Origin of the sequence: Streptomyces sp. NPDC088157 (assembly GCF_044741545.1) — a bacterium.
In the GTDB taxonomy this organism is placed as follows: Bacteria; Actinomycetota; Actinomycetes; order Streptomycetales; family Streptomycetaceae; genus Streptomyces.
In genome coordinates, this window is record NZ_JBIUSU010000003.1 from 149,463 (window position 1) to 173,748 (window position 24,286).

Below are 24,286 nucleotides of genomic sequence, written 5' to 3' on the forward strand. Positions count from 1 at the left end.
TGGGGCATGACGACGCTGAACCGGCCGGGCGCACCAGACGGACACGTCTGCGGGATCGACACCGCGATGGAGGTGATCGGCGGCAAGTGGAAGGTCCTGATCCTCTGGGCGCTCCACGAGCACCCCTACCGCCGCTTCGGCGAGCTGCGTCGCATGCTTCCGGGGATCACCGAGAAGGTGCTGGCCTCTCACCTGCGCGAGATGGAAGCGGACGGCGTCGTGCACCGCGTCTCCTACGACGAGGTGCCGCCGCGCGTCGAGTACTCGCTGACCGAGGACGGCATGCGCCTCAACGACGCCCTCCGGCCGCTGGCCGCCTGGGGCCGCGAGCGGCCGGCCGGCCGAGGACTGGAGCAGAGGGCGGGTCAGGGAGCTGTGGTCGGAGGCCCTCAGAAGCCGACAGAGCCGATCCGGCCCCACTCGCGGGCGATCACGCCCGGTCCCACCCCGGCCCCAGCGTCCGTCGCGGCCTCATCGGTCCTGCGCTGACTCCTTGCCGACGCGCCCGGCACGCGCCCGGCGCACGCGTCCACGACGCCGATACCGCAGGACACGGACGAGCCGCGCGACGCACGACGGCGCACCCTGAGCGCGGCCTGCCCGCAGCCCGCCGCAAGGGCTGTGGGCGAGGGAGGGGTCAGCGTCGCGCCTGGTCGGGTCCGGCCGACGCGGTGGGCCGGCGGGCGGGCTGGAACAGCTCGATGAGGTTGCCCGCCGGGTCGGCCAGCAGGATCTGGCGTCCTCCGGGACCGGCGACGACCTCACTACGGAAGGAGAGCCCGGCGCCGCGCAGCCGAGCGACCTCGGCATCGAGGTCGTCGTAGGTGAGGTGGATGCGATTGCCGCCCGCGACCGCAGCCTCCTTCGGGGTAGCCCGGGCGCCCGAGCTCGCCGGGCCCGACAGCAGCAGCCGCAGCCGGTCACGGACCACGTCCGCGAAGGCAGGGACGGCGCTGGTGCGCAGCGTGAAACCCAGGTGGGTGGTATAGAAGTCGGTGGCGGCCTCCACGTCGTCGACCAGGTAGCGGACGCTGACGTATTCCTCGTGATGGGTCATGGCTCGGACCTCGCAACGGTCTAGGGAGTGTTCAGGACCGGCATCAGGTACTTGATACGGATGTCTATGTCTGCCGCCGCGTGCTGGAAGGCCGCATAGCCGGCCTGGCCGGTGTCACCGGCCGCACCCGGGTCGGCCATGCTCCAGTGCGCCCGTCGTGGGCCGAATTCCGGGCAGACCTCACGCGCCTTGTCGCACAGGGTGATCACATGGTCGAAGCGGCGGCCGACCAGGTCGTCGACGTGCTGGGTGCGCCGTCCGGAGAGGTCGATGCCGAAGGACTCGCGCAGCACCCGGACGGCATGCGGGTGCACCTGCGGCCCGGGACTGGTGCCGGCACTTGCCGCGGTCACCCGGCCCCCGGTGTGGTGGCGCAGCAGGGCTTCAGCGACCGGCGAGCGGGCGCTGTTGCCGGTGCACACGAAGAGCACCGCGACACGGCGGGCTCGGGCCAGGACGACCGGACGACGCGGCGGCGAGGGGGGCCGGCGCAACGCCGGATGCAGGGCGGCACCGCTGGCCATCAACGCCTCAGCGCAAAGCTCCAGGTCCAGGCGGTAGTAGCTGTCCCGGCCGTCGAAGCTGCTCCGCCTGACCGTGACCAACCCGCCGTCGCGCAGCAGCCGCAGGTGGTACGAGACCAGGTTCTGCGGCTCCCCGACACGTTCCACCAGTTCACGGACCCGATAGTCACCGTCGGCGAGTTCCGTCAGCAGCCGCCAGCGCAGAGGATGCGCAGCGAGCCGGACGAATTCCGGCGGTGCGACGGGCTCATCCGGAGATCGGGGTCCCATACGTCGAATGTACATCAAGCCAGATTGATGCATCAACACCTGCCACTGGCCTTGGAGTGCCCGCCGCCTCCCCTGCCGGTGAACCTTGTGCGGGCGCCACCGATGTTTCCTCTGCACGCCGATCGGTCATGGCCGGCTGCCTCTCAGCCCGTGCACGTCGCCGAAAAGCCCCCCCCCTCGACTGAGGCCGGAGGAAGGCGGGGAGAGCGGGTCAGTACGCTTGCCGGGGAGGTGGGGGAATGATCGACGCGATGTTCCTGAGCGCCAGCGCTTTCGGCTTCCTGGCATTCGGCGCGTGGCTTGTCCGGCGGCAGCAGCGCAGACGTGCGCACACCGCCGCGGGATGGGGCTCCGTCGCCATCGGGCTGGGGCAATCGCCACCTCTCGATCGGCGGAGAAGCGCAAGTCCCTGGCCGCGGCGGGCGCCAAGGTCGTGCTCGACGCCACCGACCCGGACTTCGTCGATCGTGTGCGGAGGCCACCGCTGGTCACGGCGTGGACATCGCCGTGGACAACCTCGGTGACCCGGCGATCTGGGACGCCACGCTCTGCACCCTGGCTCGCGGCGGCACCGTGGTCACCTCGGGTGCGTTCCTCGGTGGCAAGGTCCAGGTCGACCTGCGGCGCCTCTACTCCGACTGTCTCCGCATCATCGGCGTACGCACCGGAAACGCGGCCTCGGTCGACGCACTGTGGACCGAGGTCGAGCACGGATTCCGCGCTGTCGTCGACCGCACCTTCCCCATCGCCCGCGCTGCCGACGCCCACCGCTACATGGAGGAAGACAACAGCCTCGGTCGGGTCGCACTCACCCTGGGCCCCGGGGACTGGGACGCGTAGGTGAGCGGCGCCCGCACCAGTGGACGGGTGCAGCCCGGTCACGGCAGCTGGGGGCAGTCGGCGTCGCGCTCCGGTCGAGCGGTTCCCGCGGTGGCGACGAGACGTCGGAGCACTGGTACCGAGACTTCGGCGCACCGCCACGGCGATGCTCCGGCCGCCCTCCGTCCCCCGTCCCCCGTCCTTCGTCCCCCGTCCTCACGCCGGCCGCCGGTTCCGTGGCGTCCGGTCTCGGCCGGCGCCGCTTCCGTCGGCTCCCGCAGCCGCCCGTCCGCCGTGCCGACCTGCCGTCAGGACTGACCGTTACCCGCGATCCCCAGCGCGGTGCGTGTGGCCGCGGGTTCGTACTCCGGGGCGATGTCCGCCAGAACGTTCAGAGCGGTGCGCGCGAGATGACGAGAGATCACGCGTACCGCTTCGTCCTTGTCGCTGAGCCGTAGCGCCTCCAGCAGTGCTTCGTGCTCGGAGTGCGCACGGGCCCACGAGTTGTGTACGCCCAGTTGCGCCAGCCGGATGTAACGCTCACTGTGCTCGCCGAGCGAGGCGAGCATGCGCTGCAGATGCGGTGCCACGGCCTGCGTCGCGATGCGGTGGAATTCCCTGTGCGCCGCATGCCACTCGTCGGGGCTGTCGTCGACCGCCACTGCCTGCATACGCTTCAGTGCTTCGCCCATGCGCGCCAGGTCCTCTGAGGCGAGCGACCTGGCCGTCACGCTCACAGCGAGCGATTCGAGCATGATGCGGGCCCCGTAGACGCCGTCGAGGTCCTCGGGATCCACCGCCCGCACCCTCGCCCGCTGGTCGGGCTGTGCGTCGATGAGCCCTTCTTCCTGGAGGAGCCGGAACGCCTCGCGCATCGGCGTGCGGCTGACGCCCAGCTTTCGTGCCATCTCGGCCTGGAGCAGCGCAGACCCCGGCGGCAGTTCCCCGCTGAGGATCATCAACCGCAGGCGTCCGTGGACGTCCAGGGCGAGTCGGCGTCCGCCCGCGGCCGGCCCGGGTTTCCCGCCCGTCGGCTCGAACGGGACCCGCGACGCGCTGCTGCCGTTGTCCGCCGACCGTGACTCCTCAGGGGTCTCGCCCCTCTTCCTGCTCATACCCAGGAGTCTACCCAGGTGTATGCAGCTGAGGACACGGAAACCGGCAGGGAGCAGTCCCTGCCGGGTCCATCCCTACACACCGCTTCAAGCATGAGGTCGCACTGTATCCACTGCCGGAAAGTGGTCACTCGGTCGTCGGAGAGCTCAGCGCTCCTGGCCGGGACCGATCAGCGACCGGAGCGGGCAGGGGGACTGCCAGTCCGGGGTGAAGCGGCGGCGCAGGCCGGCCACCGCCTCGATGCCACGCAGGGTCACCTCGGGCGAGGTGGACGGTCCCGCGGGCCCGAGGAGGCCGGGAGCCGCGGCCCGGGCGGCGGCCTTCGGCAGGCCGTGCCGTACCAGCGCCGCTTCCACGCCCGATGCCCCGGAGGTCAGAAGCTCGTGCGTGCTCAGCCGGCAGACCTCGAGGTAGGCGCGGATGCGCCGCGAGGTGGCGGCGGTGCGCGGCGCCACCACCACACCGGTGAGGATGTCGGGTGCCACCTGGAGGTGGCCGCCGAGGCGCGGGTATCCCTTCTCCGCGGCAAGGACGTCGAAGGGCGGATGGAGCGTGGTCCCGTCCACAGCGCCCGTCGGCAGTTCCTGGAACCTCTGCAAAGCGCCTCCCACCGAGACGAGTTGGTCGTCGGTGACGGGCGCGTGGGCGACGTCGGCGAGTACGGCGCGCAGGACGAACGCGAAGGCGCTCTGCGCGTTGCTAGATGCTCAACGCGCAGCAGTGGGCGATCCGGGTGAATCCGGGACACGAGTTCCACGACTTCAACATCGACGACGGCGGGATGCGGGTCCGCAGGATCCTCGACGCACAGATCGCACCGCAGCGGGGCCGGGACCGAACAGCCTCGGGAGCCGCCTGGCCGCGGTCGCCGCCACGACGCGGGAGGCGGCATGACCGGCACCGCCGACGTCCCCATCCGGCGCCTCGGGGCCGGGCCGGACGGCTGCGCGTACCACCGCGCGTCGTCGCCTCCGGATCACGCTCCTCGCGGGAGGTCCTGCTCCGTCCAGATGCATTTGCCGTCGTGGAGATAGCGGGCGCCCCAGCGCCGGGAGAGGGCGGCGACGAGTTGCAGGCCGCGTCCGCCTTCGTCGGTGTAACTGGCGTGGCGCACGCGCGGTGTGGTGAGGCTGCCGTCGTAGACCTCGCAGATCAGGGAGCGGCTGCGCAGCAGCCGGAGGCGGACGGGGCCCTTGGCGTGGCGTACGACGTTGCCCATCAGTTCGCTCACCAGTAGCTCGGTGGTGAACACGAGGTCGCCGAGCCCCCAGGCGTCGAGCCGTTCGCGGACGTAGGCCCGGGCCTCTCCGGCCGCACGGGGATCGTGCCGGAGGTCGCAGGAGGCGACATCACCGGCGCCGGTGCACCGCGCGTGGACGACGAGCAGACCGGCGTCATCGGCCGTCTGCCCGCGGTCGGGCAGCAGAGCCGACACGACGGTGTCGCACAGCCGCTCCAGGCGTCGCACGTCGTCGTCCTCGTCGGCGGCCTCGAAGCAGCCGGCCTCGGCCGGGGCCAGGGAGAGCGTCTGCCGCAGCTGGGCCAGTCCTTCGTCGGCGTCCCGGGTGATGGATTCGACCAGCCCGTCGGTGCACAGGACGACCAGGCTCTCGTCGGGCATGGGCAACCGGTGTGTTTCGAAAGGCAGTTTGGCGGCCCCCAGCGGCGGATCCGGAGCCACGTCGGGGCTGTGGACCGTGCCGTCCGGATGGGCGACGACCGGCGGAGGGTGGCCGGCCAGGGCGTATGTGCACGTGCGCGCGACAGGGTCGAAGACGGCGTACAGGCAGGTGGCGTAGAAGTCCTCGCCCAGGTCGGAGACCAGGTCGTTGAGGCGGCTGAACAGCTCGTCGGGGTGCATCTCCAGGTCGGCGAGGGTACGTACGGCCGTACGCAGCCGGCCCATCGTGGCGGCCTCGGTGATGCCGTGGCCCATGACGTCGCCGATCACCATGGCGACCCGGTCGGCGGACAGCGGGATCAGGTCGTACCAGTCGCCGCCCACCTCGTCACCCCGGCCCGCGGGCAGGTACCGCGCGGCGGCGACGGCGGCGGGCAGCCGGGGCAGCGTCCTGGGAAGCAGGCCCCGCTGCAGTTCCCGGGCGCGGGCATGCTCCACGTCGTACAGGCGGGCCCGCTCCAGCGACTGACCGACCAGGCCGCTCAGAGCCGTCAGCAAGGAGCGCTCGTCGTCGCTGAACGAGCGCGGCTCGCTGAAGGACACCACGCACACGCCGATGACCCGCCCCGAGGCCATCATGGGCAGGAACGCCCATGCCTGCTGCGGGGACGCCTCGGTCACACGGTTCAGTGAGGGAAAGCGCCCGACGAGCTCCGCTCTCGACCCCACGAACAGCGGAGTACGGGTTCGCACCATGTACTGCAGCTGCGCATGGGCGCCGAGCGGGATCCCGTCGACCAGGCCGAGGAATTGCCGCGGATATCCGGAGGCGCCGACGACGTTCAGGCGGTCCCCCTCCAGCACCTGGAACACCAACCCGTCAGCGCCGAACGGGGCGAGGACGAACTCCGCGACGGCCCGTACGACGTCACGGGAGGTGACGGCCTCGGCAAGCGCGGCGGTCAGCTCACCCATGCGCAGGGAGCGCTGAACCCCGTTCTCCCCGCCGGGGCCGGGCGACGGGCCGGGCCCACCGGCCAGACGCGCGCCGGCCCACCCCGCCAACGCGCGCAGCAGGGACCGTTGGGCCTCGTCCGGCTCAGCGGACGCCGCCGTGAGCACGGACAGCACACCGCCCGGCGCGTCGGCGCCCGGAAGGGCTACGGCCACCGTGCCGGCCGCGCCGATGCCCAGGCTGTCCCCCGCGACGCTCACGACAGCAGCGCGCCGTACGGCCTGGGCGGGGGCCACGTCCTGCTGGTCGGACAGTTCCGCCCACTGGGCCGCGGTTACCCGGTCGAGCCCGCTCGCCGCCACCAGGCACAGCCGACCGGCGGCGGCGTCGTGCCGGTGCACCAGGGCCCCCACACCGTCGAGACATGTCGTCGCCTGGCGGAGGAGGAGGTCCAGTGTCTCCGTGCCGCGGTCGCCCGTCCCCCAGACGCCTTGGCGAGGCTCGACCGTCACCCGTCCTCCTGCCCGCGCGCAGACGGTGGGGCGGCGGCGACACCACTACCGCTGCACGAATCGGCACAAATATGACCTTATCGGCAGGCTATCACCGCTCCCCCACCGGGCCGTCCCCGCTCCGGCGACGCGGACCGAGCACTCACACCGGCGCTTCTCGCAGGGCCACCTCCGCGTCGTGGCCATAGATCCAGCCGTTGTGCGCCAGGGGATCCTCGTCGGCGAACGACGCGTCCCTGGCCCGCTGTGCGGGCCCGTCGGGCAGGTGGTTGCTCTCCGCCCTGCCCCGGCTCATCAGCTGCACCCGGGTGGCCCGGGGCCGGCGGACGTCCTCGTAGCGGCGCAGTGCGGCAGAGGGGTCTTCCGGCTGGTCGGCGAGGCAGCCGGCCAGGACGGCGGCGTCCTCCATCGCCTGCGCGGCCCCCTGCGCGAAGAAGGGGAACATCGGGTGTGCCGCATCGCCCAGCAACGCGACGGGCCCGTTCGTCCAGCGAGGCAGTGGGTCCCGGTCGAGCAGGGCCCACCGCCCCACGCGCTCCGCCGCCGCGAGCAGCTCCGTCAGTCCCTCGGACCACCCGGCGAACTCGGCGCGCAGGTCCTCGATCCGGCCCTCGGCCGACCAGGACTCCGTCGTCCAGTCGTGTGCGGGCCCGAAGGCGACGATGTTGATCTGTGCGCCCGCGGAGATCGGGTAGTGCACCAGGTGGCGGTCCGGACCGAGCCACAGGGTCTGGACCGGGCGGCGTGCGAACGTCGGAGCGCGCTCCGCCGGTACGAGGGAGCGGTAGGCGCACATGCCCGAGAAGCGTGGTGCTTCCGCTTCGGCCACGAACCGACCGACCGTGGTGTGCACGCCGTCGGCACCGATGACGATGTCGGCGACCTCCCGTGATCCGTCGGCAAAGGTCAGCTCGACGCCTTCGTCCAGTCGGCGAAGCCCGGCGATCCGCAGGCCCAGACGCAGTGACGCCTCGGGGACGGCGGACCGCACTGCGGCGAGGAGATCGGCGCGGTGCGCGACGTAGCTCTGCTCGCCGAAGCGCCGTTCGCATTCCGTGCCGAGCTCCTGGGAGAAGAGCACGCGCCCGTCCTCCCAGCGGCGGAACTCCCATCCGGCCCGCAACGGCACCGCGCGTTCGCGAAAGCGATCCAGTCGGCCGAGGCTGCGCAGCAGTCGCACGGCGTTCGGGGAGACGACGAGACCGGCGCCGACCTCGGTCAGGGCGGGTGCCTGCTCGTACACGGTCGCCTCGATCCCCGCCCGGTGCAGGAAGGCCGCGGTCGTCAGACCGCCGATTCCTCCGCCGATCACGGCTACCCGCAGGTCGGGCGGGTGCTTGTCGTCGTGTCTGTTCATTCACAGACTCCTGTCCGTGCGGGAGCGAGGACGATGTCGAAGCGGACGCTGGACCAGGCGTCGCCGCCCAGGTCGCGTCCGTCGGGTGCGGGGGTTCCCGCGGGATGCTCCACGAAGTGGTGGATGAGCGAGTCCTTGACGCCGAACACGGCGTCGGAGGCGAGGAGTTCGTCGCCCCGGACGAAGATGTGGGTGATCAGGGTGCGCTTGCCGTCGGCACGGACGTCGAAGTGCAGGTGCGAGGCGCGCATGGGGGAACGGCCGACCGCGGCCAGCAGTGCGCCGACGGGGCCGTCGTGCGGGATCGGGTACGGGGTCGGGGTGATCGCCCAGAACCGGTAGTGGCCCCTGTCGTCGGCGACGAGGTGACCGCGCGCCGCCGTGCGGTCGTCGTCGTACTGCACGTCGTAGAAGCCGTCCTCGTCGGCTTCCCACACCTCGATGCGGGCGCCCGGCACGGGTTCGCCGTCGGTTCCGGTGACCGTGCCCTCGACCCAGCACGGCTGCCCCGCGGCGCCGAAGGAGAGGTCCCCGCCCAGCGGGATCGCGGGTGAGCCCTCGACGAAGAACGGCCCGAGCACGGTCGCCTCGGTCGCGTTCGCGAAAGCCTCGTTGCTGATCGCGATCGTCTGCATGGACGCCCCGAGCACGTCCGAAAGCAGGATGAACTCCTGCCGCTTGTCGTCGGTGATGTGCCCGGCCGCGGTGAGGAACTCGATCGCGAACGCCCATTCCGCCTCGGTCAGCCGCACCTCGCGCAGAAACGCGTGCAGGTGCCGGGTCAGCGCCTGTGTCAGCTGCTTCAGCCGCGGGTCCTTGGCCGTCTCGAACGAGGCCACGACCTGCTCGACCAGGTTCTGCTCACGCTCCCGCTGCTCGGCAGTCCCGTGCCGTTCACTCGTCATCGGTCCTCCTCGACATCGGACATCTCGCGCGGGTCCGTCCCCCGCCAGGCGGAACGCAGCAGGCGCTGGAGAGAGCCGGCCGTCACCGGACGTGGATTGCCGTCGGGCAGCACGTCAAGTACCGCCCGCACGGCGTCGTCGACATCGGACTCCCTCAGCCCGTGGTCGCGCAGTGCCTTCGGCGCGTCCACGTCGTGCCGGAGGCGCTGGAGGCCGTCGATCGCCGACCGTGCTCCGAACGCGGCCGCGATCCGCTGCTCTGCCTCCGGGGCGCAGGGCGCGTTGAAGGCCAGCACGTACGGCAGCACCACCGCGTGGGTCTGGGCGTGCGGCAGGTCGTACCGGCCGCCCAGGACGTGGCAGATCTTGTGATGCAGGCCCGGCCCCGCCGACGAGAACGCCACGGCCGCCAGATACGTCCCGTACAGCGTCCGCTCGCGGCCCGGAAGGGCGGCCGGGTCGGCCACCACCGCGGGCAGTCCGGTCGCCAGCGCGTGGATCCCCTCCCCCGCCAGCGCCCGGTCGATCGGATCGACGCGAGGGCCCCACATCGCGTCGACGCAGTGCGCCAGCGCGTTCAGTCCCGAGGCGACACTCATCGCCACCGGCAAGGACACCGTCAGCGTCGCGTCGTACACCACGGAGCGGGGCAGGACTCGCGCATCCACCCCCGTGGTCTTGCGCGCCCGCTCGGTCAGACCCCATACGTTCGTGGCCTCCGAGCCCGCGTACGTGGTGGGGACGGCCACTACGGGCACGTCCGCCGTCAACGCGATCGCCTTCGCCAGTCCGGTGGTGGAGCCCCCGCCGACACTGACCAGACAGTCCACCTCGTGTACGGCCGCGGCGGCACGTGCCCGCTCGGCGACCTCCACGGGAACGTGCATCACCACCTCGCTCCACCGCAGCACGACCGGCAGGCCGACGGTGACCTGCTGCGCGAGCCCCGCCTCCGCCGCTGCCGCGATCACCATCACGCGCGTGGCGCCGAGCCGCTCCACCTCGGCCCGTAGCGTCGACGCCGCCTCGCCCGAGGCGAAACACACCCGCTGAGGCAACGTCTCGTGCTGAAAACGCGTCAACGACCTGTCTGCCGGGTCGGTGTCATGACCGCCGCGGACTCGCGGCGTCACGGTCATGCGCATGTCGGAACTCCTTTCATCGGTGAGTGGGACCGGCGACGGCCACCGCAGCCGACGGCGGCGGCATCCCCCTCGTGTCATCCCGTGAACGGGCCTCGGGGGCCCTGTGGTGAGATTCCGCGATCCGCCTTCCCGGGGTCAGTACGATGTCCGCTGAATGGACACCGAGCAGGGAGTCGAGACGGCCAACAGCAACGACCGCGGGCGCACGGTCACCTCGCGGGCCCTGGCGATCATGGGGGCGTTCACACCGGAACGCCCGGAGCTGACACTCACCCAGATCTGCCGGATCACCGGTCTCCGCCACGCCACCGCGCACCGGCTGGCCGGTGAACTGACGGCGTGGGGAGCGCTGGAACGGGTCGGCGGTGGCGCCTATGTCATCGGCCTGCGCCTGTGGGAGCTGGGCATCCTCAACCCGCGCGGGCTGCCGCTGCGGGTCACGGCGATGCCGGTGATGGAGGACCTGCACGCCGCGACGCAGCAGCACGTGCAGCTGGCCGTCCTCGACGGCACCGACGCCCTGGTCGTCGAACGGATCTCCACGACGCAAGCGGTTCCGGTGGTCTCCGGGGTCGGTGGACGGCTGCCCCTGCATGCCTCCGCCGTCGGGCAGATGCTGCTGGCCCACGCCGGCGAGGAGCTGTTCAGCGAGGTCGTACGGCACGGCCTCGCCGGTTTCACACCCAAGACCATCACCGATCCCGCCGCACTGCGCGGGGCGTTGGCGGAATGCCGGCGGACCGGCGTCGCCGTCGTGCGCGAGGAGATGAGCCCGGACGCCTATTCGGTGGCGGCACCGATCACCGACTCCAAAGGTCGCGTCATCGCGGCCCTGTCCGTGGTGGGTGCAGATGCCCGGACCCACCTGCTGGTGCCGGCGGTCGTGCTGGCCGGCCGCGGTGTCTCGCGCGCCCGGGGGGCCGGGGCCGAAGCGTGAGGCGCTCGCACCAAGCGTGAGGTACTCGCGCCGAGTCGCCCGGCGTGAACCACGTGAAGTCTGAATGTGCATACACATCAGCATGTTCCGTGGAGGGCGGCTCGGGCCCCGGCCGGGAACCTGGGCTGCAGGGCACCGAAATGTGGTTGGCCGTCATCTGGCTGCTGGCCGACCTGGTGGGGGTGGCGGATCGGCTGGGGTACCGGCTGCGGGGTGTGCACCGTCCGGAACCGGTCCGCTCCCCCATGTTCACGATGCCCCCACCGTGTTTGCCGTGAGCGTCCGTTCTCCGCGTGCGCGCTGTACCGGGGGTCCGACGGGGTTGCTCCGAAGCGGGTCCGAAGTAGATCCCTTGCGGGGTCGGCCGAGGGCCGGGTGGCGCCCCCTTCATGAGGTGGAGGCAGGCCGGCTCGACGGGTAAGGCACCCTCGGCAGCTCAACCGTAGAGCCGGACGCACCGCTCCTGGCGAGGTCGTGGTCAGGGTTTCCACCACGAGCGATGAGTTCCGATGCGGTGAGGAGTCTCCCCGACCGGAAACCGGTCTGACGGCGAGCGAGGAGACCCGAAGCGTGAGCGACATTGTCGTGGAGAAGATCGTTCGGCCGGAGCGCACACTGTCCGGCTCCTGGTTGGAGGTCGTCGCCTCCAATCTCGACCACCACCGGGCGACCTTCCTGTGGAAGTGCGAGGGTCTCTCGGACGCGCAACTGCGCCAACGTCCCCTGGAATCATCGGCGTTGACTCTGCTGGGGCTCATGCGCCACCTACAGGGCGTCGAACGCGCCTGGTTCCAGCGGACGCTGGCGGGAGCGACCCCTCGGTTCTTCCCCTATCGGACCCACGTCACCGCTGCTGGTGACGAGTGGTACGACGAGTCCGACCCCACGTCGGCCAGGGACGTCTACGAGGACTATCTGACGGCCTGCGCCGAGTCACGACAGGTGTTCGCGCGGGCGACCGCGGACCCTGCGCGCATCGTGCCGAACCCGGAGTTCGGCGACGCCGCCGTGCGGTTCGTCCTCCAGCACGTGATCGAGGAGTACGCCCGCCACGTCGGCCACGCGGATCTCCTACGTGAAGCCATCGACGGCGCCGTCGGCGAGTAGCCCGCCTCCTCCTCCACGATCGTCCCGGACCCGCCCACGCGCCCACCCACCTGCCCACCTGCCCAGTGGGTCGGTTGTCTTCGCCGGACGCGAGATGGGTCACAACGAGAGCCGTCGAAGTGCCCTCCTGAGCGGGCCCAAGGGCCTGCCCACACCGCATTTACATGCAATATGCATCCAAGTACGCACAGTCCGTTAGGGGCACATGTCCCCCTATCGTCGCACTCTGGCCTGCCGCCGGCGCCGTCGAGCAGACCCAGCCCCTGCCCCCGACGAAAGTAGGCGAGCGAAGCTTTGCCGACTGCCACAGTCGCCCCTCCCCCGACGCCCCCGCCGACCGTCCCGAAGAACGCCACCGTCACCGACCCCGCGCTCGTGAAACGCGCCGTGAAGGCCGCCGCGCTGGGCAACGCGATGGAATGGTTCGACTTCGGCGTCTACAGCTACATCGCGGTCACCCTGGGCAAGGTCTTCTTCCCGTCCGGGAACCCGACCACCCAGCTGCTCTCCACCTTCGGCGCCTTCGCCGCGGCCTTCCTGGTCCGACCGCTCGGCGGCATGGTCTTCGGGCCGCTCGGCGACCGCGTCGGCCGTCAGAAGGTGCTGGCCGTCACCATGATCCTGATGGCCGCGGGCACCTTCGCCATCGGCCTCATCCCGTCGTACGCCTCGATCGGCGTCGGAGCCCCGCTGCTCCTGCTCGCCGCCCGCCTGGTGCAGGGCTTCTCCACCGGCGGCGAGTACGCCGGCGCCTCCACCTTCATCGCCGAGTACGCACCCGACAAGCGACGCGGCTTCCTCGGCAGCTGGCTGGAGTTCGGCACGCTCGCCGGGTACATCGGCGGCGCCGGCCTGGTCACGGTGATGACCGCTCTGCTGTCCACGGAAGACCTGCTGAGCTGGGGCTGGCGGATCCCGTTCCTGATCGCCGGCCCGATGGGCATCGTCGGCCTCTACCTGCGCATGCGGCTGGAGGAGACCCCTGCGTTCGCGGCCGAGCTCGAGAAGGCCGAGTCGAGCCGCCCGAAGGTACCGCTGCGCCGGATGATCGTGGGCCAGTGGCGGGCCCTGCTGCTCTGCGTGGGCCTGGTGCTGGTCTTCAACGTCACCGACTACATGCTGCTGTCGTACATGCCGAGCTACCTGACCAGCGAGCTCGACTACGACGAGACGCACGGCCTGCTCGTCGTGCTCGGCGTGATGGCTGTGATGATGATCGTCCAGCCCTTCGCGGGCGCCCTGACCGACCGTGTCGGTCGCCGACCCGTGATCGCCGCGGGCTGTGCGGGCTTCCTGCTGCTGTCCGTCCCCGCCGTGCTGCTGATCCGCCAGGGCAGCCTGTTCGCGGTCGCACTCGGCATGGGTGCGCTGGGCCTGCTGCTGGTCTGTTTCACGGCGGCGATGCCGTCCGCTCTGCCGGCGCTGTTCCCGACGAAGGTCCGCTACGGATCGCTGTCGATCGGGTTCAACGTCTCCGTCTCGATCTTCGGCGGCACCACCCCGCTGGTGGTGACAGCTCTGATCGGGATGACCGGGAACATGATGATGCCCGCGTACTACATGATGGCCGCGGCCGTGATCGGCGGCGTGGCGGTGTGGTTCATGGCCGAGTCGGCGGGACGCCCGCTGCCGGGCTCGGCGCCCTCGCTGGAGGCCGAGGACGTCCGGACCGGTCAGCCGGGACACCGCGCGCGGGCCGCCGGGGCCGTGCCGGCCACCGGCCGGGAGGGCAGGCGGTTCGCCCCCGAGCGCTGACCCTGCCGCACTCCGACCACCGAGGCTCCGCAGGCCGGCCCCTCGTGGCCCGCGTCGAGGCGCCGACTCCACAGCGTCCCGACGCGGGTCGCTCGATTCACCGAGATGCAACCTTCGGGTTGCACCTCGGGATCTCATGTGCAACTCTGGGGTTGCATCCGATGGTCACGACGAAGGAGCCCTTGATGAGCGAGGACCGGATCGAACGCGAAACCCTGATCGCGGCACCCCTGGAGCGGGTGTGGTCGCTGGTGGCCCAACCCGGATTCTGGGTGGCCGACAAGACCAGCCTGCCCGGCACGGTGGCCAAGGAGGGCGAGTCGATGGTGGCGAAGAACCCCGAGCACGGCGACTTCCCGGTGCGCGTGGAGAAGGTCGAGCCCCCGACGTACCTGTCCTATCGCTGGACCAGCGCCTTTCCCGGAGAAGAACTGCGCGAGAACAACAGCACCCTCGTGGAGTTCACGTTGACCCGGGAAGGCGACCAGACACGACTCCGCGTCGTCGAGAGCGGATTCGCGGCGCTGGACGGGTCCGAGGAGCTGCGCAGTCAGAACCTGAAGGACCACAGCGAAGGCTGGCCCCTGGAGCTCGACGCGCTCAAGACCCGTGCCGAACAGCCTTCCACGTGACGGAAGAACGTCCCGGCGCCGCCGAGGTCGTCGACAGCGTCCTCGGCGCGCTGGCCGACCCGACACGACGTCAGCTGCTCGATCTGCTCGCCGCACAGGGTGAGGCCACCGCCACGACGCTCGCCGAACGACTTCCCGTCTCGCGGCAGGCAGTGGTCAAGCACCTCGCCGTCCTGGACGCCGCCGGGCTGGTTTCCGGCGGCCGGGTCGGACGCGAGGTCCGGTACGCGGTGCGGCCCGCGGCGCTGGACACGACGGCCCGGTGGATGGCGTCCCTCGCGGCCGACTGGGACCGGCGACTTGCACACATCAAACGCGTCGCTGAGGCAGCGGAGCAGAATCCACACGCGACACGCCCCGACCCCGACCCCGACTTCGACCCCGACTTCGACTGAGGGGAAGCACGCTGCGACTCGCCCCGTCCTGACGGACGGGGCTTGTCGCCATGCTTGGTCGGCGTTGTGGCGGACCGGCCCGGCCCGCGATACGCCGGCGGGTGGGTGGCTCCGACCGTGTCGGCGTGGGCGGTGCGGCCGCAGGCGCAGCACCGGGACTTTTCCGGGTGGACCGGTTCTCCTCGGCGGTCTGCCCGCCTCGGGGCAGGCGCGGGAGGTGTCGCGCGGGCCACGGCGATCATTTGCCGTCCGGCAGAACGGTTCGACCCGGCCTTGCGTCGAGATCGACCGCTCCGGGTCGCTACCGACGCCGAGGCCGCTGACGCCCTCGATCACCGTCGGCGTCGCCCACCGAGCGCGACCGTCGGCCGGGCTCTGCGAACGCGTCGCGATCCCGCGGCGTAACAGCCCGACGAGCGGCGCCGGAGCCGTCCACGGGAAAGGAAACTCCCGATTCCGTGACATCCGTCACAGCGGCTAGGAGAACTAGGCGTCGCCGATAGTAGACGCCACTCCGATGACATATGGGATTTGTCTGACTTGGCCGATGCGTGCATCACGTCGGAGTTGCAGCACGCCGCACGCGCGCCGCCTTTCTCCCGCGATTCCAGGAGGAGGCTTTCTGACGGGCCGACAGAGCTTCTCACCATGCGCGGAAGTCGGAGCAGCACGCCCCAGCGCCCATGACAAGGGCGGTCCTGGCACTACGAAGCAACGTAGTACAACGGCCCATTGCTCTTGGTGTGAAGCAGTCCTGAGAATGACGACTCGCAGGGCGTCTCCGCAGTTCAGGAGCCGAGCCGCGCAGAGCCAGCCGGACAAGGGCGCTCGGCGATTACCGAGTGAGGTCACGCATGGGTAAGCATCGCAAAAAAGAGCATTACCGGCGAATAGTCATCGCCGCAGTCACCATGGGCACCTTGGGCGTGCCATCGGTCGCTCTGGCCTGTACCGACTGGCGGGACAGCGGAGAGCACCAGCTCTACAGCGCCGAAAAGAACACCGCCAGGGACTGGTGGAGCGACGCCGCCAGGGATCGCGCCGCGCAAGGCGGCTGGGGCCGGGGCGGGAACGTCACCGCGCCCAGCGAGCCCATTCCGGCAGCGTCGCAGACGCCGACCACCGCTGCGCCCACCCCGAAGCCCACCACGCAGAGGCCCAAAACGGCCGGCGCTTCGAAGACCGCGAAGAGCACGGCCGCCACGCCCACGACCACCAGGCCGCCTTCGAGCACTGCGAAGCCCCCCGCCTCCGCCACCCCCACATCGCCCAGCACTCCCAAGGCCGCCGCGCCGGCGTCCGGGACCACCGCTCGCATCGTGCAACTCGTCAACGCCGAGCGCGGCAAGGTGGGTTGCTCGCCGCTGACGCTGAACGCCGTTCTCACGAAGGCCGCCCAGGCACACAGCGTGGACATGGCAGCTCACCAGAACATGTCGCACACCGGGTCCGACGGGACTTCCCCCGGGGACCGGATCACGCGCGCCGGCTACAGCTGGAGCACCTACGGTGAGAACGTCGCCTACGGTTACGCCACACCCGAGCAGGTCATGGCGGGCTGGATGACGAGCCCCGGCCACAAGGCGAACATCCTCAACTGCGCGTTCAAGGAAATCGGCGTCGGAGTGGCACAGCCTGGCAGCTACTGGACGCAGGACTTCGGAACCGCGCGGTAGCCGATACCCAAGGCGCCTCCCGCGGGTGGTCCTGTTCGCACTGCTTCGCACCGCTCGACGAGTTCCCCACCGCACGCCACGCCCTGCCTGACGCCCCGGCCTGCCGGTGCGGGAGAATGCCGCGCATGGCGACTTGAAGAGCACCGGCCGGACGACGGCACTGGGTCAAGGTCTCGGTCTGGGACACGGTCCAGGACGGAGAACGACGAATCTGCGCTGCTTGCGGGGCAGTCGTCCGCTCCTACCAGTACCGCTTCCATCCGCCCGAGTCCTCGATGTTCGAGCGATGCGTCGGCTTCGCGTGGTGTTCCGTCTGCCGGATCTTCTCCGGAGCGATGGTTCACGTGCCACGGACACGCGTTCTGGTCGACGCCCTGGAATCGGTTCCCGAGGATCAGCGGGAACGGCTGCTTCGCAGAGAGGCAGCGCTGATCGAGTACCTGGACAACCGAGCCGGAGGCCGGACGCCGAGGTGAGCCGGTCGACGAATGGCTGCATCCGACCAAGGAGGGCAGGGTGTCATGCCGCCCGCCCCCTCGGGCCCGTGGATTCTTCGGCCGACCGTCGTGACAAGGCAGTGGGGCGACGGGGGCGGCGGCGGCCGCTACCGGGTGCGCCGACGGGTGTCGTGTCCCGCGGGGTCGTCGGACAGGGCGATGCGGGCCGTGATGCGCTTGCCGACGGGTTCCTGCTCGGTGAAGAGCGACTCGGTGGCGGCCTTGACGATCTCCAGGCCGTGTTGGCCGATCCTGTCGGGATCCGCGGCCCGGGCCGCGGGAACGGTGGGGTCGCTGTCCCACACGACGACGTCCACGGCATGAGCGTTGATGCGCAGTTCCATCAGGACGGGCCCGGGGGCGTATTTGAGGGCATTGGTGACCAGTTCGCTGACCACGAGCTGGGTGAGGTCCCTGGCGCGTGAGGGTACGGGCAGGTGATGGTCGGCGTGGGCTTGGTCGAGGAAGGCGGTGGCGTGGTGGCGGGCGTCGGCGATGCACCCGTCGCCTCCTCTTAGGGCATAGCCGGCGCGCATCAGGTGCTCTTCCGTGCCGGTACAGCCGTCACCGTCCGCATGGGGTCCCACGTATCTCGGCCTCACTCCCCCGTTCATGTCCGCCGGTACCCGCGCCGGCGGCATGCATGCCACCGGCGAGCCGTTCGGCTCGACCGTCCGGGTGCATGCTGCCGCAGCGGTGGGGCAGAATCGTCGCAGCACGCCCTGATCGGGCAAGCCCAGGCGCAGTCGAGGAGACGGTGAGCGGCATCCAGAAGGAAGACCGGCCCGGCCGGTTCTCCGTCCAGCCCGAGGTGGTCGACGGCGTCCTCGTCGTGATGGTGTGCGGCGAGATCGACCACGGCGTCAAGGACGCCTTCAGTCAGGCGCTGATGTCCGAGGGCGGCGCGATGCCGCCGCGGATCGTGGCGGACCTGAGCGGGGTGACCTTCATGGACTCCAGCGGGATCAACGTCTTCGTCACCGCCCACCGGCGCGTGAGCGCCGCTCAGGGATGGCTGCGCATCGCCGGCGCCCACGAGTCCGTCGTGCGACTGCTGCACCTGGTCGGTCTCGACGAGATCATCGACTGCCACCCCACCGTCGAGCAGGCTCTGAACGCCTGAAGCCCTGCTCGGCCGTGTCCGTGCCCTCGTCGGTGAGACGCGCGGGATGGTGCCCGTCGCGGCGAGGGGCCGGTGGGGCTTCAGACGGACGATCGTCCCCGCAGGGGACGCGGGACGCCTGCGAGCTCCCGTCCCGGCTCGGGGGAAACACGGAACGGGAGCTCACCGCCCATCTTCCTCGCATCGGTGCCATACCGCCGCATCAGGCGCGGCACGCTCGGAGCCGTTACGCTCCGTGGCCCCTGGCGGCCTGTGTGTGCCCTGGCTTCCAGGATCACTGCACACGGCGCCGGCCGCTGACCTGTTGTCACCCGAACGGACTTGGTCAGGCTCCCTCCAGGTGTGAGATCGCCGGCGGCGTTCCAGCGCCAGTGTCGGTCCGGACGCGTCTTCCCGTCAGCCCAGTCGCGCTGCCAGAGTCGGCCAACGCCTGATGATCGCCTCCTCCACCTTCGGCACGGCACGCTGCCCTGCCACCGCCAGGGCGATGGCCGCCGCCACTCCGGCCCAGGCGAGCGGGCCGAGGGGGGTGCAGCCGAAGAGCTGGCTGGCGCCCGGGGTCTGGACCAGTGCGACGAGTGCGACGGCCGAGCCCAGGGACGTGGCACGGACGAGCGGACTGTCCCGGCGGTCGGTCAGCGTCTGGGCGAGTTGCGTACCGACGACCGCGCACAGCGCCATCGTCGTCGAACGGCGGGCCGTGCCGGGCGTGAAGCGTCCGAACAGCCAGGCCACGGTAGCCCCGAGACACGTGGTGAGAGCACGGTGCCGGATCTGACGGATGAGAGGGGCGCCGAGGAGGGTCGTACCGAGGGGCTCGCCGGCGTCCGTGCCGGCCCTCTCCCCCTCCGCCGTCTTCTTCGGTGTCACCGCCACCGCCATCGCCGGGAACAGGTCCGTGAACAGGTTCACCAGCAGCATCTGGCGGGTGGACAGGGGCGCGGCGCCCGACAGGAGCGTGCCGAGGATGCCGAAGCCGACCTCGCCCGCGTTGCCGCCGATGAGGATGGCGATGGCGTCCGCGACGCTGTGCCACAGGGCGCGGCCTTCGTGGACCGCCTCGATCAGCACGGACAGGTCGTCGCCGGTGACTACGAGGTCGGCGGCGTTGCGGGCGGCAGCCGAGCCGCGGGCGTTGATGCCGACGCCGATGTCGGCGGCGCGGATGGCCGCGGCGTCGTTCGCGCCGTCGCCGACCATGCCGACCACCCGGCCGGCGTCCCGGAGGGCCTCGACGACCTGGAGTTTCTGCTCGGGCGCGACCCGGGCCACGACGTCCGCGTCCCGCAGCATCCGGGCGCGGGTCGAACGGTCCGCGGCGGCCAGTTCGTCACCGGTGACCACGCTCGCGTCCTCCGGCCAGCCCAGGTCCGCGGCGATGGCGCGGGCGGTCTGCGGATGGTCGCCGGTCAGCACGACCGGTCGTACGCCCGCCTCGCGCAGCCCGCGCACCAGGGCCGGGGACGTCTCGCGCGCCACGTCGGCCAGCGCCAGCAGCCCGGTGAACTCCAGTGCCCGCATGGGCTCTTGGAGTGCGTCCTGTGCCTCCTCGTCCTCCTCCAAGGGGCGCCGGGCCACCGCCAGGACGCGCAGTCCGTCACCGGCGAGCGCATGTGCCCGGTCGGAGGCGTGGGAGGGAAGGTCGGAGCAGGTGGGCAGGACGGTTTCCGGGGCGCCCTTGACGACCAGCACGCGTGAGCCGTCCCCGGTGCGGCCGACGGCGGCGGCGTATCCGCGGGCTGCCTCGAAGGGCAGTCCCTCGGTCTGCGTCCACTGCGGGTCGGCTCCGGCGGCGTCCAGGACGGCCTCGTCGGTGGCGTGCGCCGGCCGGACCGAGTCGCCGTTCAGCCGGGGGCAGGCGCGGGCGGCGACCCGCAGCGTGTCGGCGGCGTCCGGCTCGTCGAGGGTGTGGACCGTGCCGTCCGCGCCGGCCACCCGTACCAGGCGCAGCCGGTTCTCGGTGAGGGTGCCGGTCTTGTCGAAGCAGACGGTGTCCATGCGGCCCAGCGCCTCCAGGGTGCGCGGGGTGCGCACGAGGAGACCGCGGCTGCTGAGCCGGCGGGCGGCGGCCAGTTGCGCGACCGTGGCCACCAGCGGCAGCCCTTCGGGTACGGCGGCGACCGCCACCGCCACTCCGCCGCTCACCGCCTGCCGGATCGGCGTGCCGCGCAGCAGCGACAGGCCGGTCACCGCGGCGCCGCCCGCCATCGTCAACGGCATGGCTTTGCGGGTGAGTTCCTGGATCCGGGCCTGGACTCCGCCGGCCGACGGGACACGGGCGGCGAGGGAGACGGCCCGGGCGGCCTCGGTGCGGTCGCCGGTGTCCACGACGACGGCCCGGGCGCGTCCGGCCACCACGGTCGTCCCTTCGAAGACCATGCAGTGCCGTTCGGCCACGGGGGCGCGGGGGGCCGAATCCGTGGACTTGTCCGCCGGCAGGGACTCACCGGTCAGCGCGGACTCGTCGACCTCCAGTCCGTCCTCCCACAGCAGGCGGGCGTCGGCGGGCACGACGTCGTCGGCCTTGAGGTCGATGACGTCGCCCGGGCTGAGTTTGGCCGCGTCCACGACATGAGGCTCGGCCGACGGCTCCTCTTCGGCGACCCGCGCCTTCTGCTTCTGCTGCGCGAACAGTCCGGACAGGGCCCGCTCGGCCCGCAGCCGCTGGACGCCGCCGACCAGGGCGTTCAGATCGAGGGCGCCGAGGACCAGCAGGGCGTCCATCGCGGAGCCGAGAATCGCCGACGCGGCCGACCCGACCGCCAGGACCGGGGTGAGGGGGTCGTCCAGTTCGCTGCGCACGGCCCGGGCCAGTTGCAGCGACCACCGGGCCGGGGCCAGCACGGGCAGTCGTACGACGGGGTCGAGCACCGCGCGCACCCGGGCGGTCGCCTGCTCGGCGGCGGCCGGCTCCGGGGGCGCCTCGTGCGCCAGCCGTTCGCGTACGTCGTCCGGGCCCAGCGCGTGCCAGGCCACCCTCGGCCGGGGGTGCGGCGCGCGAGCCACCGCCACGCCGAGGGCCGCGCGCACACCGGTGAACAGGGCCGCCGCGGCGGCCACGTCGACCGGCGCGTGCCGCAGGCCGGGCAGCGGCGCAGGGGTCCCCCGGCGGGACTCGCCGACGGCCACGAGCAGCCCGGACAGCGCGGCGCCGGACCGGGCCAGCGTCTGGGACCGGCGACCGACCGCGCGGGCCACCGATACGGCGGTCAACACCCGCCACACGTCGAGGAGTCCGTGTGGGGCGAGGACGTCCGCGCCCCAGACGACCTGGCCGTCCCCGTCGGCGAGGGCGACGGCCACGTCGCCGTGGAGGAGGCCGCAGGTCACGTCCGCGTCCTCGCCGGGGCGGGGGCGGGCGACCGTGAGGACGCCGCCCTCCTGGCGCAGTTCGTCCACCACCTCGCTCAACGGCCGGTCGGCGCCGACGACTTGGTCGGCGAGCCCGGTGAAGTCGGCCAGCGCGGGATCGTCCACGACGACGACCCGCAGCCCGGCCTGTCGAGCCGCGTCCAGTACGGCCTCGGTCCACGGGTCCGCTCCGTCGCCGGGGGTCCGCAGCGCGCTCGGGTGCAGGACGACGGTGCCGGCCATCTCCAGCTGGCGCAGCCGGTCCGGGTCGCGCACCAGTACGCCCGCCCGGGACAGCGCGCCGCTCAGCACGGCGTGGAAGGCGGCGGGCCCGTACCGGGCGGCCTTGGGCGAGCCGGCGAGGACCGCCTCCGCCGCCTCGTTGACGTCGTGCTTGACGAGCAGCGTCGCCGCCGCGCCCAGGACACTGCCGGTCGAGGCATGAGCGGCGTACTCCTGGGCCGGGGAGGTCCTGAGCGGCGGACGCAGGGACGCGTCCGCGGGCACGCTGTCCCGCCCCGGCCGGCACAGCTGGTCGTGCACGGTCTCGAAGGCTGCCGTGCGCACCAGCGCCTCCGCCAACTGGCAGGTGCGCAGTGCGCCGTCGAGCAGCAGCGAGGTCGGGGACTGGCCCGCGCCGTGGACGGCCGCGTTCGCGACGGCCAGTGCCACGTCCATGCGGGCACTGCCGAGCCGGGCGCGCAGCCAGGAGCGAAAGCGTGGGTTCTCGCGCAGCAGCGTCAGCGCCGCGGTCGCCATACGGGGCGAGGACGGCAGCCGCAGCGCGGACCCCGTCACGGCCGCTGCGACGCCCACGGCGTCGGCCGCGAGCGCCGCCGCGGCGGTGCGCACGGAAGCTGGATCGCCCGGGTGACCGAGCTCCTCCACTGTGTCGTCGTCCGGGACGAGCCCGTGCCGCTCGGCGAGCTCCGCCGCCCGCTCCATGACCCGGTCGCCGACCGCGTCCTCGGTCGCCACCACGACCAGCCGCGCCAGCCCACGGTCCCAGTACGCGAGCGCCACGTCCGGATGCTCGGCCAGATCCACGGCCACGCGCCGCGCGAGGTCTTCCGTACGACGGGACCACGACGGGGTGCGCTCCGCACCGCCCGGGCCGCCCGCCGGGCGGTCCTCACCGGCCGGCTGTCCCGTCGCCGAGTCCTCGCCCCCGGCTCCCTGCCGTGCCGTGTGCCCGGCGCCGGCCGAGCTCCGCGCCGGGAAGGCCGCACCGGCGGCCGACGGCTCCGCACCGCCCGGGCCGCCCGCCGGCTGAGCCGTCCGCTCGGCGTCGTCCGGCCCACCCGCCGCCTTCGCCGCCCATCCGGCGGCGTCGGCCTGCCGCAGGTCCTCGGGCACGGCCTCTCGCAGTGCCAGGTGCGCCCGGGTGCCCGTCCGCCAGTCGGCGGTGCCACCGGGGAGGGCCGCACGGGCGACCCCGGCAAGCCGCAGCGCGAAGTCCGCGCCCCGTACGCCGGCCCGTGCCGTCCCCGCCACCGCTCCGGCGGCCGCGCCCACCGCCGGTGCCGCGCCGCGGGCGAGCAGGCGCGGCCCGGCCAGGACCAGCCCGGCCGCGGCCGCCGTCGGGCGGCTCAGAAGTCCCCTGCTCATCGCTCGCCCGGGCCGCGCGTACCGGCATGTCGGGTGGTCGTCGAGCCGCCGGGTCCGCCGCTCGTGGGGGATCCGGCGGGCGGCGCCTCGCCGTGCGACGGCAACTTGTCGGAAGGCGTCGCGGACGTCGCCGTGCCCTCCGAGGAGGGCCTGCCGGGCGACGCCATGACCTTTGGCGTGGGTACCGAGCCGGACGCGTGGCCCGCGGCCGCCCCGGACGGGTCGGCACCCTCTGCTCCCCCGCTGCGCGCGGTCTCACCGACCGCCGTGGCACCTTCCTCGATCTCCTGGTTCCTTTGGCTCTCCTCGGTCTCTTCGGTCTCTTCGGTCTTCTGAGTCCCCGCCGACTCCTCCCGCCGCTGTTGCGTCAGCCACGCCACCGCAGCTCCGGTGACCGCGACGGGCCACTCCACGACGCCCGCGACGCCGAGCACCCCTGCACCGGTGTACACCGCGATCCGCCGCCCACGCGGCGACACCGCTCCGACCTTGTCCAGCACGTCCTCGCCCGCCCGGGTCACCATCCCGGCGCCGGGCACCTTGCGCAGCACCGAGGCGGCTGCCCGCAGTGGCTGCGGGAGCCCCGGCTGCGACTTCTGCTCGACCATGACTCTCCTCAGGTTGACACCTGACCTTGCGACACCCGAGTTCCCGCACTTCGCAGAGTCATCCTGAGTCCCGGCGGGGCTCCTCAGCCCCGCCCCACGGCCGCCGTGCTCGCCTCTCCTGCCCGCGTCCGGCCACGGCACGCCGGTGACGGTCGTCCACGCCGACCGCTCCCCGCCGAGGCCGTGGTCGGCGAGACCGGCGCCACGCCGGCGCGGGTGGCTCTGGCACGGCAGTGACCCCGGCGACGGCAGCGCCCTGATTCGCCCGGTACGCGCGCGGAGGGCCACGGCCGGGTGCCGTGGCCCTCTCACGGGG

General features: G+C 72.1%; 20 protein-coding genes and 1 pseudogene. 10 read left to right on the forward strand and 11 right to left on the reverse strand.

The window, feature by feature from the left end:
* The first annotated feature begins 6 nt into the window (after nt 1-6).
* Nucleotides 7-489 (forward strand): winged helix-turn-helix transcriptional regulator, encoded by a 483-nt coding sequence (locus ACIPFH_RS11985; protein ID WP_401825368.1) that lies wholly within the window; start codon nt 7-9, stop codon nt 487-489.
* A gap of 148 nt (nt 490-637) precedes the next feature.
* On the opposite strand, the gene ACIPFH_RS11990 is transcribed toward ACIPFH_RS11985, so the two are convergent.
* Nucleotides 638-1,057, reverse strand: a complete 420-nt coding sequence (locus tag ACIPFH_RS11990) for a VOC family protein (RefSeq protein WP_401825370.1) — start codon at nt 1,055-1,057, stop codon at nt 638-640.
* A 20-nt stretch (nt 1,058-1,077) separates the two neighbouring features.
* On the reverse strand, nt 1,078-1,851 hold the full coding sequence (locus ACIPFH_RS11995; protein WP_401825372.1) for an ArsR family transcriptional regulator: 774 nt from the start codon (nt 1,849-1,851) through the stop codon (nt 1,078-1,080).
* 495 nt (nt 1,852-2,346) lie between these two features.
* Between ACIPFH_RS11995 and ACIPFH_RS12000 the strand changes: the two genes are divergently transcribed.
* On the forward strand, nt 2,347-2,691 hold the full coding sequence (locus ACIPFH_RS12000; RefSeq protein WP_401825374.1) for a zinc-binding dehydrogenase: 345 nt from the start codon (nt 2,347-2,349) through the stop codon (nt 2,689-2,691).
* A gap of 287 nt (nt 2,692-2,978) precedes the next feature.
* Here ACIPFH_RS12000 and ACIPFH_RS12005 read toward each other — a convergent pair whose 3' ends face one another.
* The 6 genes from ACIPFH_RS12005 to ACIPFH_RS12030 form a co-directional block, all read right to left on the reverse strand.
* Nucleotides 2,979-3,785: a GntR family transcriptional regulator gene (locus ACIPFH_RS12005; RefSeq protein WP_401825376.1), complete on the reverse strand. Its 807-nt coding sequence runs from the start codon at nt 3,783-3,785 to the stop codon at nt 2,979-2,981.
* A 147-nt stretch (nt 3,786-3,932) separates the two neighbouring features.
* Nucleotides 3,933-4,385 (reverse strand): hypothetical protein, encoded by a 453-nt coding sequence (locus ACIPFH_RS12010; RefSeq protein WP_401825378.1) that lies wholly within the window; start codon nt 4,383-4,385, stop codon nt 3,933-3,935.
* 377 nt (nt 4,386-4,762) lie between these two features.
* On the reverse strand, nt 4,763-6,874 hold the full coding sequence (locus ACIPFH_RS12015; RefSeq protein ID WP_401825379.1) for a SpoIIE family protein phosphatase: 2,112 nt from the start codon (nt 6,872-6,874) through the stop codon (nt 4,763-4,765).
* Nucleotides 6,875-7,016: 142 nt separating this feature from the next.
* Nucleotides 7,017-8,231, reverse strand: coding sequence for an FAD-dependent monooxygenase (locus ACIPFH_RS12020; RefSeq protein WP_401825381.1), 1,215 nt, complete (start codon nt 8,229-8,231; stop codon nt 7,017-7,019).
* On the reverse strand, nt 8,228-9,136 hold the full coding sequence (locus ACIPFH_RS12025; RefSeq protein WP_401825383.1) for a dioxygenase: 909 nt from the start codon (nt 9,134-9,136) through the stop codon (nt 8,228-8,230). Before ACIPFH_RS12025 ends, ACIPFH_RS12020 begins: the two co-directional genes overlap by 4 nt.
* The gene (locus tag ACIPFH_RS12030; protein WP_401825385.1) at nt 9,133-10,281 is read right to left on the reverse strand and encodes a maleylacetate reductase; all 1,149 of its coding nucleotides are present in this window, start codon (nt 10,279-10,281) and stop codon (nt 9,133-9,135) included. The genes ACIPFH_RS12025 and ACIPFH_RS12030 overlap by 4 nt, the downstream gene beginning before the upstream one ends.
* Before the next feature lie 154 nt (nt 10,282-10,435).
* Between ACIPFH_RS12030 and ACIPFH_RS12035 the strand changes: the two genes are divergently transcribed.
* The 7 genes and pseudogenes from ACIPFH_RS12035 to ACIPFH_RS12065 all read left to right on the forward strand — a co-directional run bounded on the left by ACIPFH_RS12035 (nt 10,436) and on the right by ACIPFH_RS12065 (nt 16,783).
* Nucleotides 10,436-11,218 carry an IclR family transcriptional regulator gene (locus tag ACIPFH_RS12035; RefSeq protein ID WP_401825386.1) on the forward strand — a complete coding sequence of 261 codons (783 nt, stop codon included), beginning with the start codon at nt 10,436-10,438 and terminating at the stop codon, nt 11,216-11,218.
* A gap of 98 nt (nt 11,219-11,316) precedes the next feature.
* Nucleotides 11,317-11,496, forward strand: a pseudogene (locus ACIPFH_RS12040) (hypothetical protein); the annotation flags it as partial.
* Nucleotides 11,497-11,788: 292 nt separating this feature from the next.
* Nucleotides 11,789-12,325 carry a DinB family protein gene (locus tag ACIPFH_RS12045; protein ID WP_401825388.1) on the forward strand — a complete coding sequence of 179 codons (537 nt, stop codon included), beginning with the start codon at nt 11,789-11,791 and terminating at the stop codon, nt 12,323-12,325.
* A gap of 294 nt (nt 12,326-12,619) precedes the next feature.
* Entirely contained in the window at nt 12,620-14,080 is a 1,461-nt protein-coding gene (proP, locus tag ACIPFH_RS12050; protein ID WP_401825390.1) for a glycine betaine/L-proline transporter ProP, read from the forward strand.
* Nucleotides 14,081-14,265: 185 nt separating this feature from the next.
* Nucleotides 14,266-14,712, forward strand: a complete 447-nt coding sequence (locus tag ACIPFH_RS12055) for an SRPBCC domain-containing protein (protein ID WP_401825392.1) — start codon at nt 14,266-14,268, stop codon at nt 14,710-14,712.
* Nucleotides 14,709-15,107: an ArsR/SmtB family transcription factor gene (locus tag ACIPFH_RS12060; protein WP_401825393.1), complete on the forward strand. Its 399-nt coding sequence runs from the start codon at nt 14,709-14,711 to the stop codon at nt 15,105-15,107. The genes ACIPFH_RS12055 and ACIPFH_RS12060 overlap by 4 nt, the downstream gene beginning before the upstream one ends.
* Nucleotides 15,108-15,961: 854 nt before the next feature.
* The gene (locus ACIPFH_RS12065; protein WP_401825395.1) at nt 15,962-16,783 is read left to right on the forward strand and encodes a CAP domain-containing protein; all 822 of its coding nucleotides are present in this window, start codon (nt 15,962-15,964) and stop codon (nt 16,781-16,783) included.
* Between the two features lie 604 nt (nt 16,784-17,387).
* Here ACIPFH_RS12065 and ACIPFH_RS12070 read toward each other — a convergent pair.
* Nucleotides 17,388-17,816, reverse strand: coding sequence for an ATP-binding protein (locus ACIPFH_RS12070; protein ID WP_401825397.1), 429 nt, complete (start codon nt 17,814-17,816; stop codon nt 17,388-17,390).
* A gap of 221 nt (nt 17,817-18,037) precedes the next feature.
* Here ACIPFH_RS12070 and ACIPFH_RS12075 point away from each other — a divergent pair, with 221 nt between their 5' ends.
* Complete coding sequence (locus tag ACIPFH_RS12075) at nt 18,038-18,403, forward strand: STAS domain-containing protein (protein WP_401825399.1); 366 nt, start codon at nt 18,038-18,040, stop codon at nt 18,401-18,403.
* A gap of 396 nt (nt 18,404-18,799) precedes the next feature.
* On the opposite strand, the gene ACIPFH_RS12080 is transcribed toward ACIPFH_RS12075, so the two are convergent.
* Nucleotides 18,800-23,362 (reverse strand): HAD-IC family P-type ATPase, encoded by a 4,563-nt coding sequence (locus tag ACIPFH_RS12080; RefSeq protein WP_401825401.1) that lies wholly within the window; start codon nt 23,360-23,362, stop codon nt 18,800-18,802.
* Nucleotides 23,359-23,970 (reverse strand): hypothetical protein, encoded by a 612-nt coding sequence (locus tag ACIPFH_RS12085; RefSeq protein ID WP_401825403.1) that lies wholly within the window; start codon nt 23,968-23,970, stop codon nt 23,359-23,361. Before ACIPFH_RS12085 ends, ACIPFH_RS12080 begins: the two co-directional genes overlap by 4 nt.
* Between the last annotated feature and the right edge of the window lie 316 nt (nt 23,971-24,286).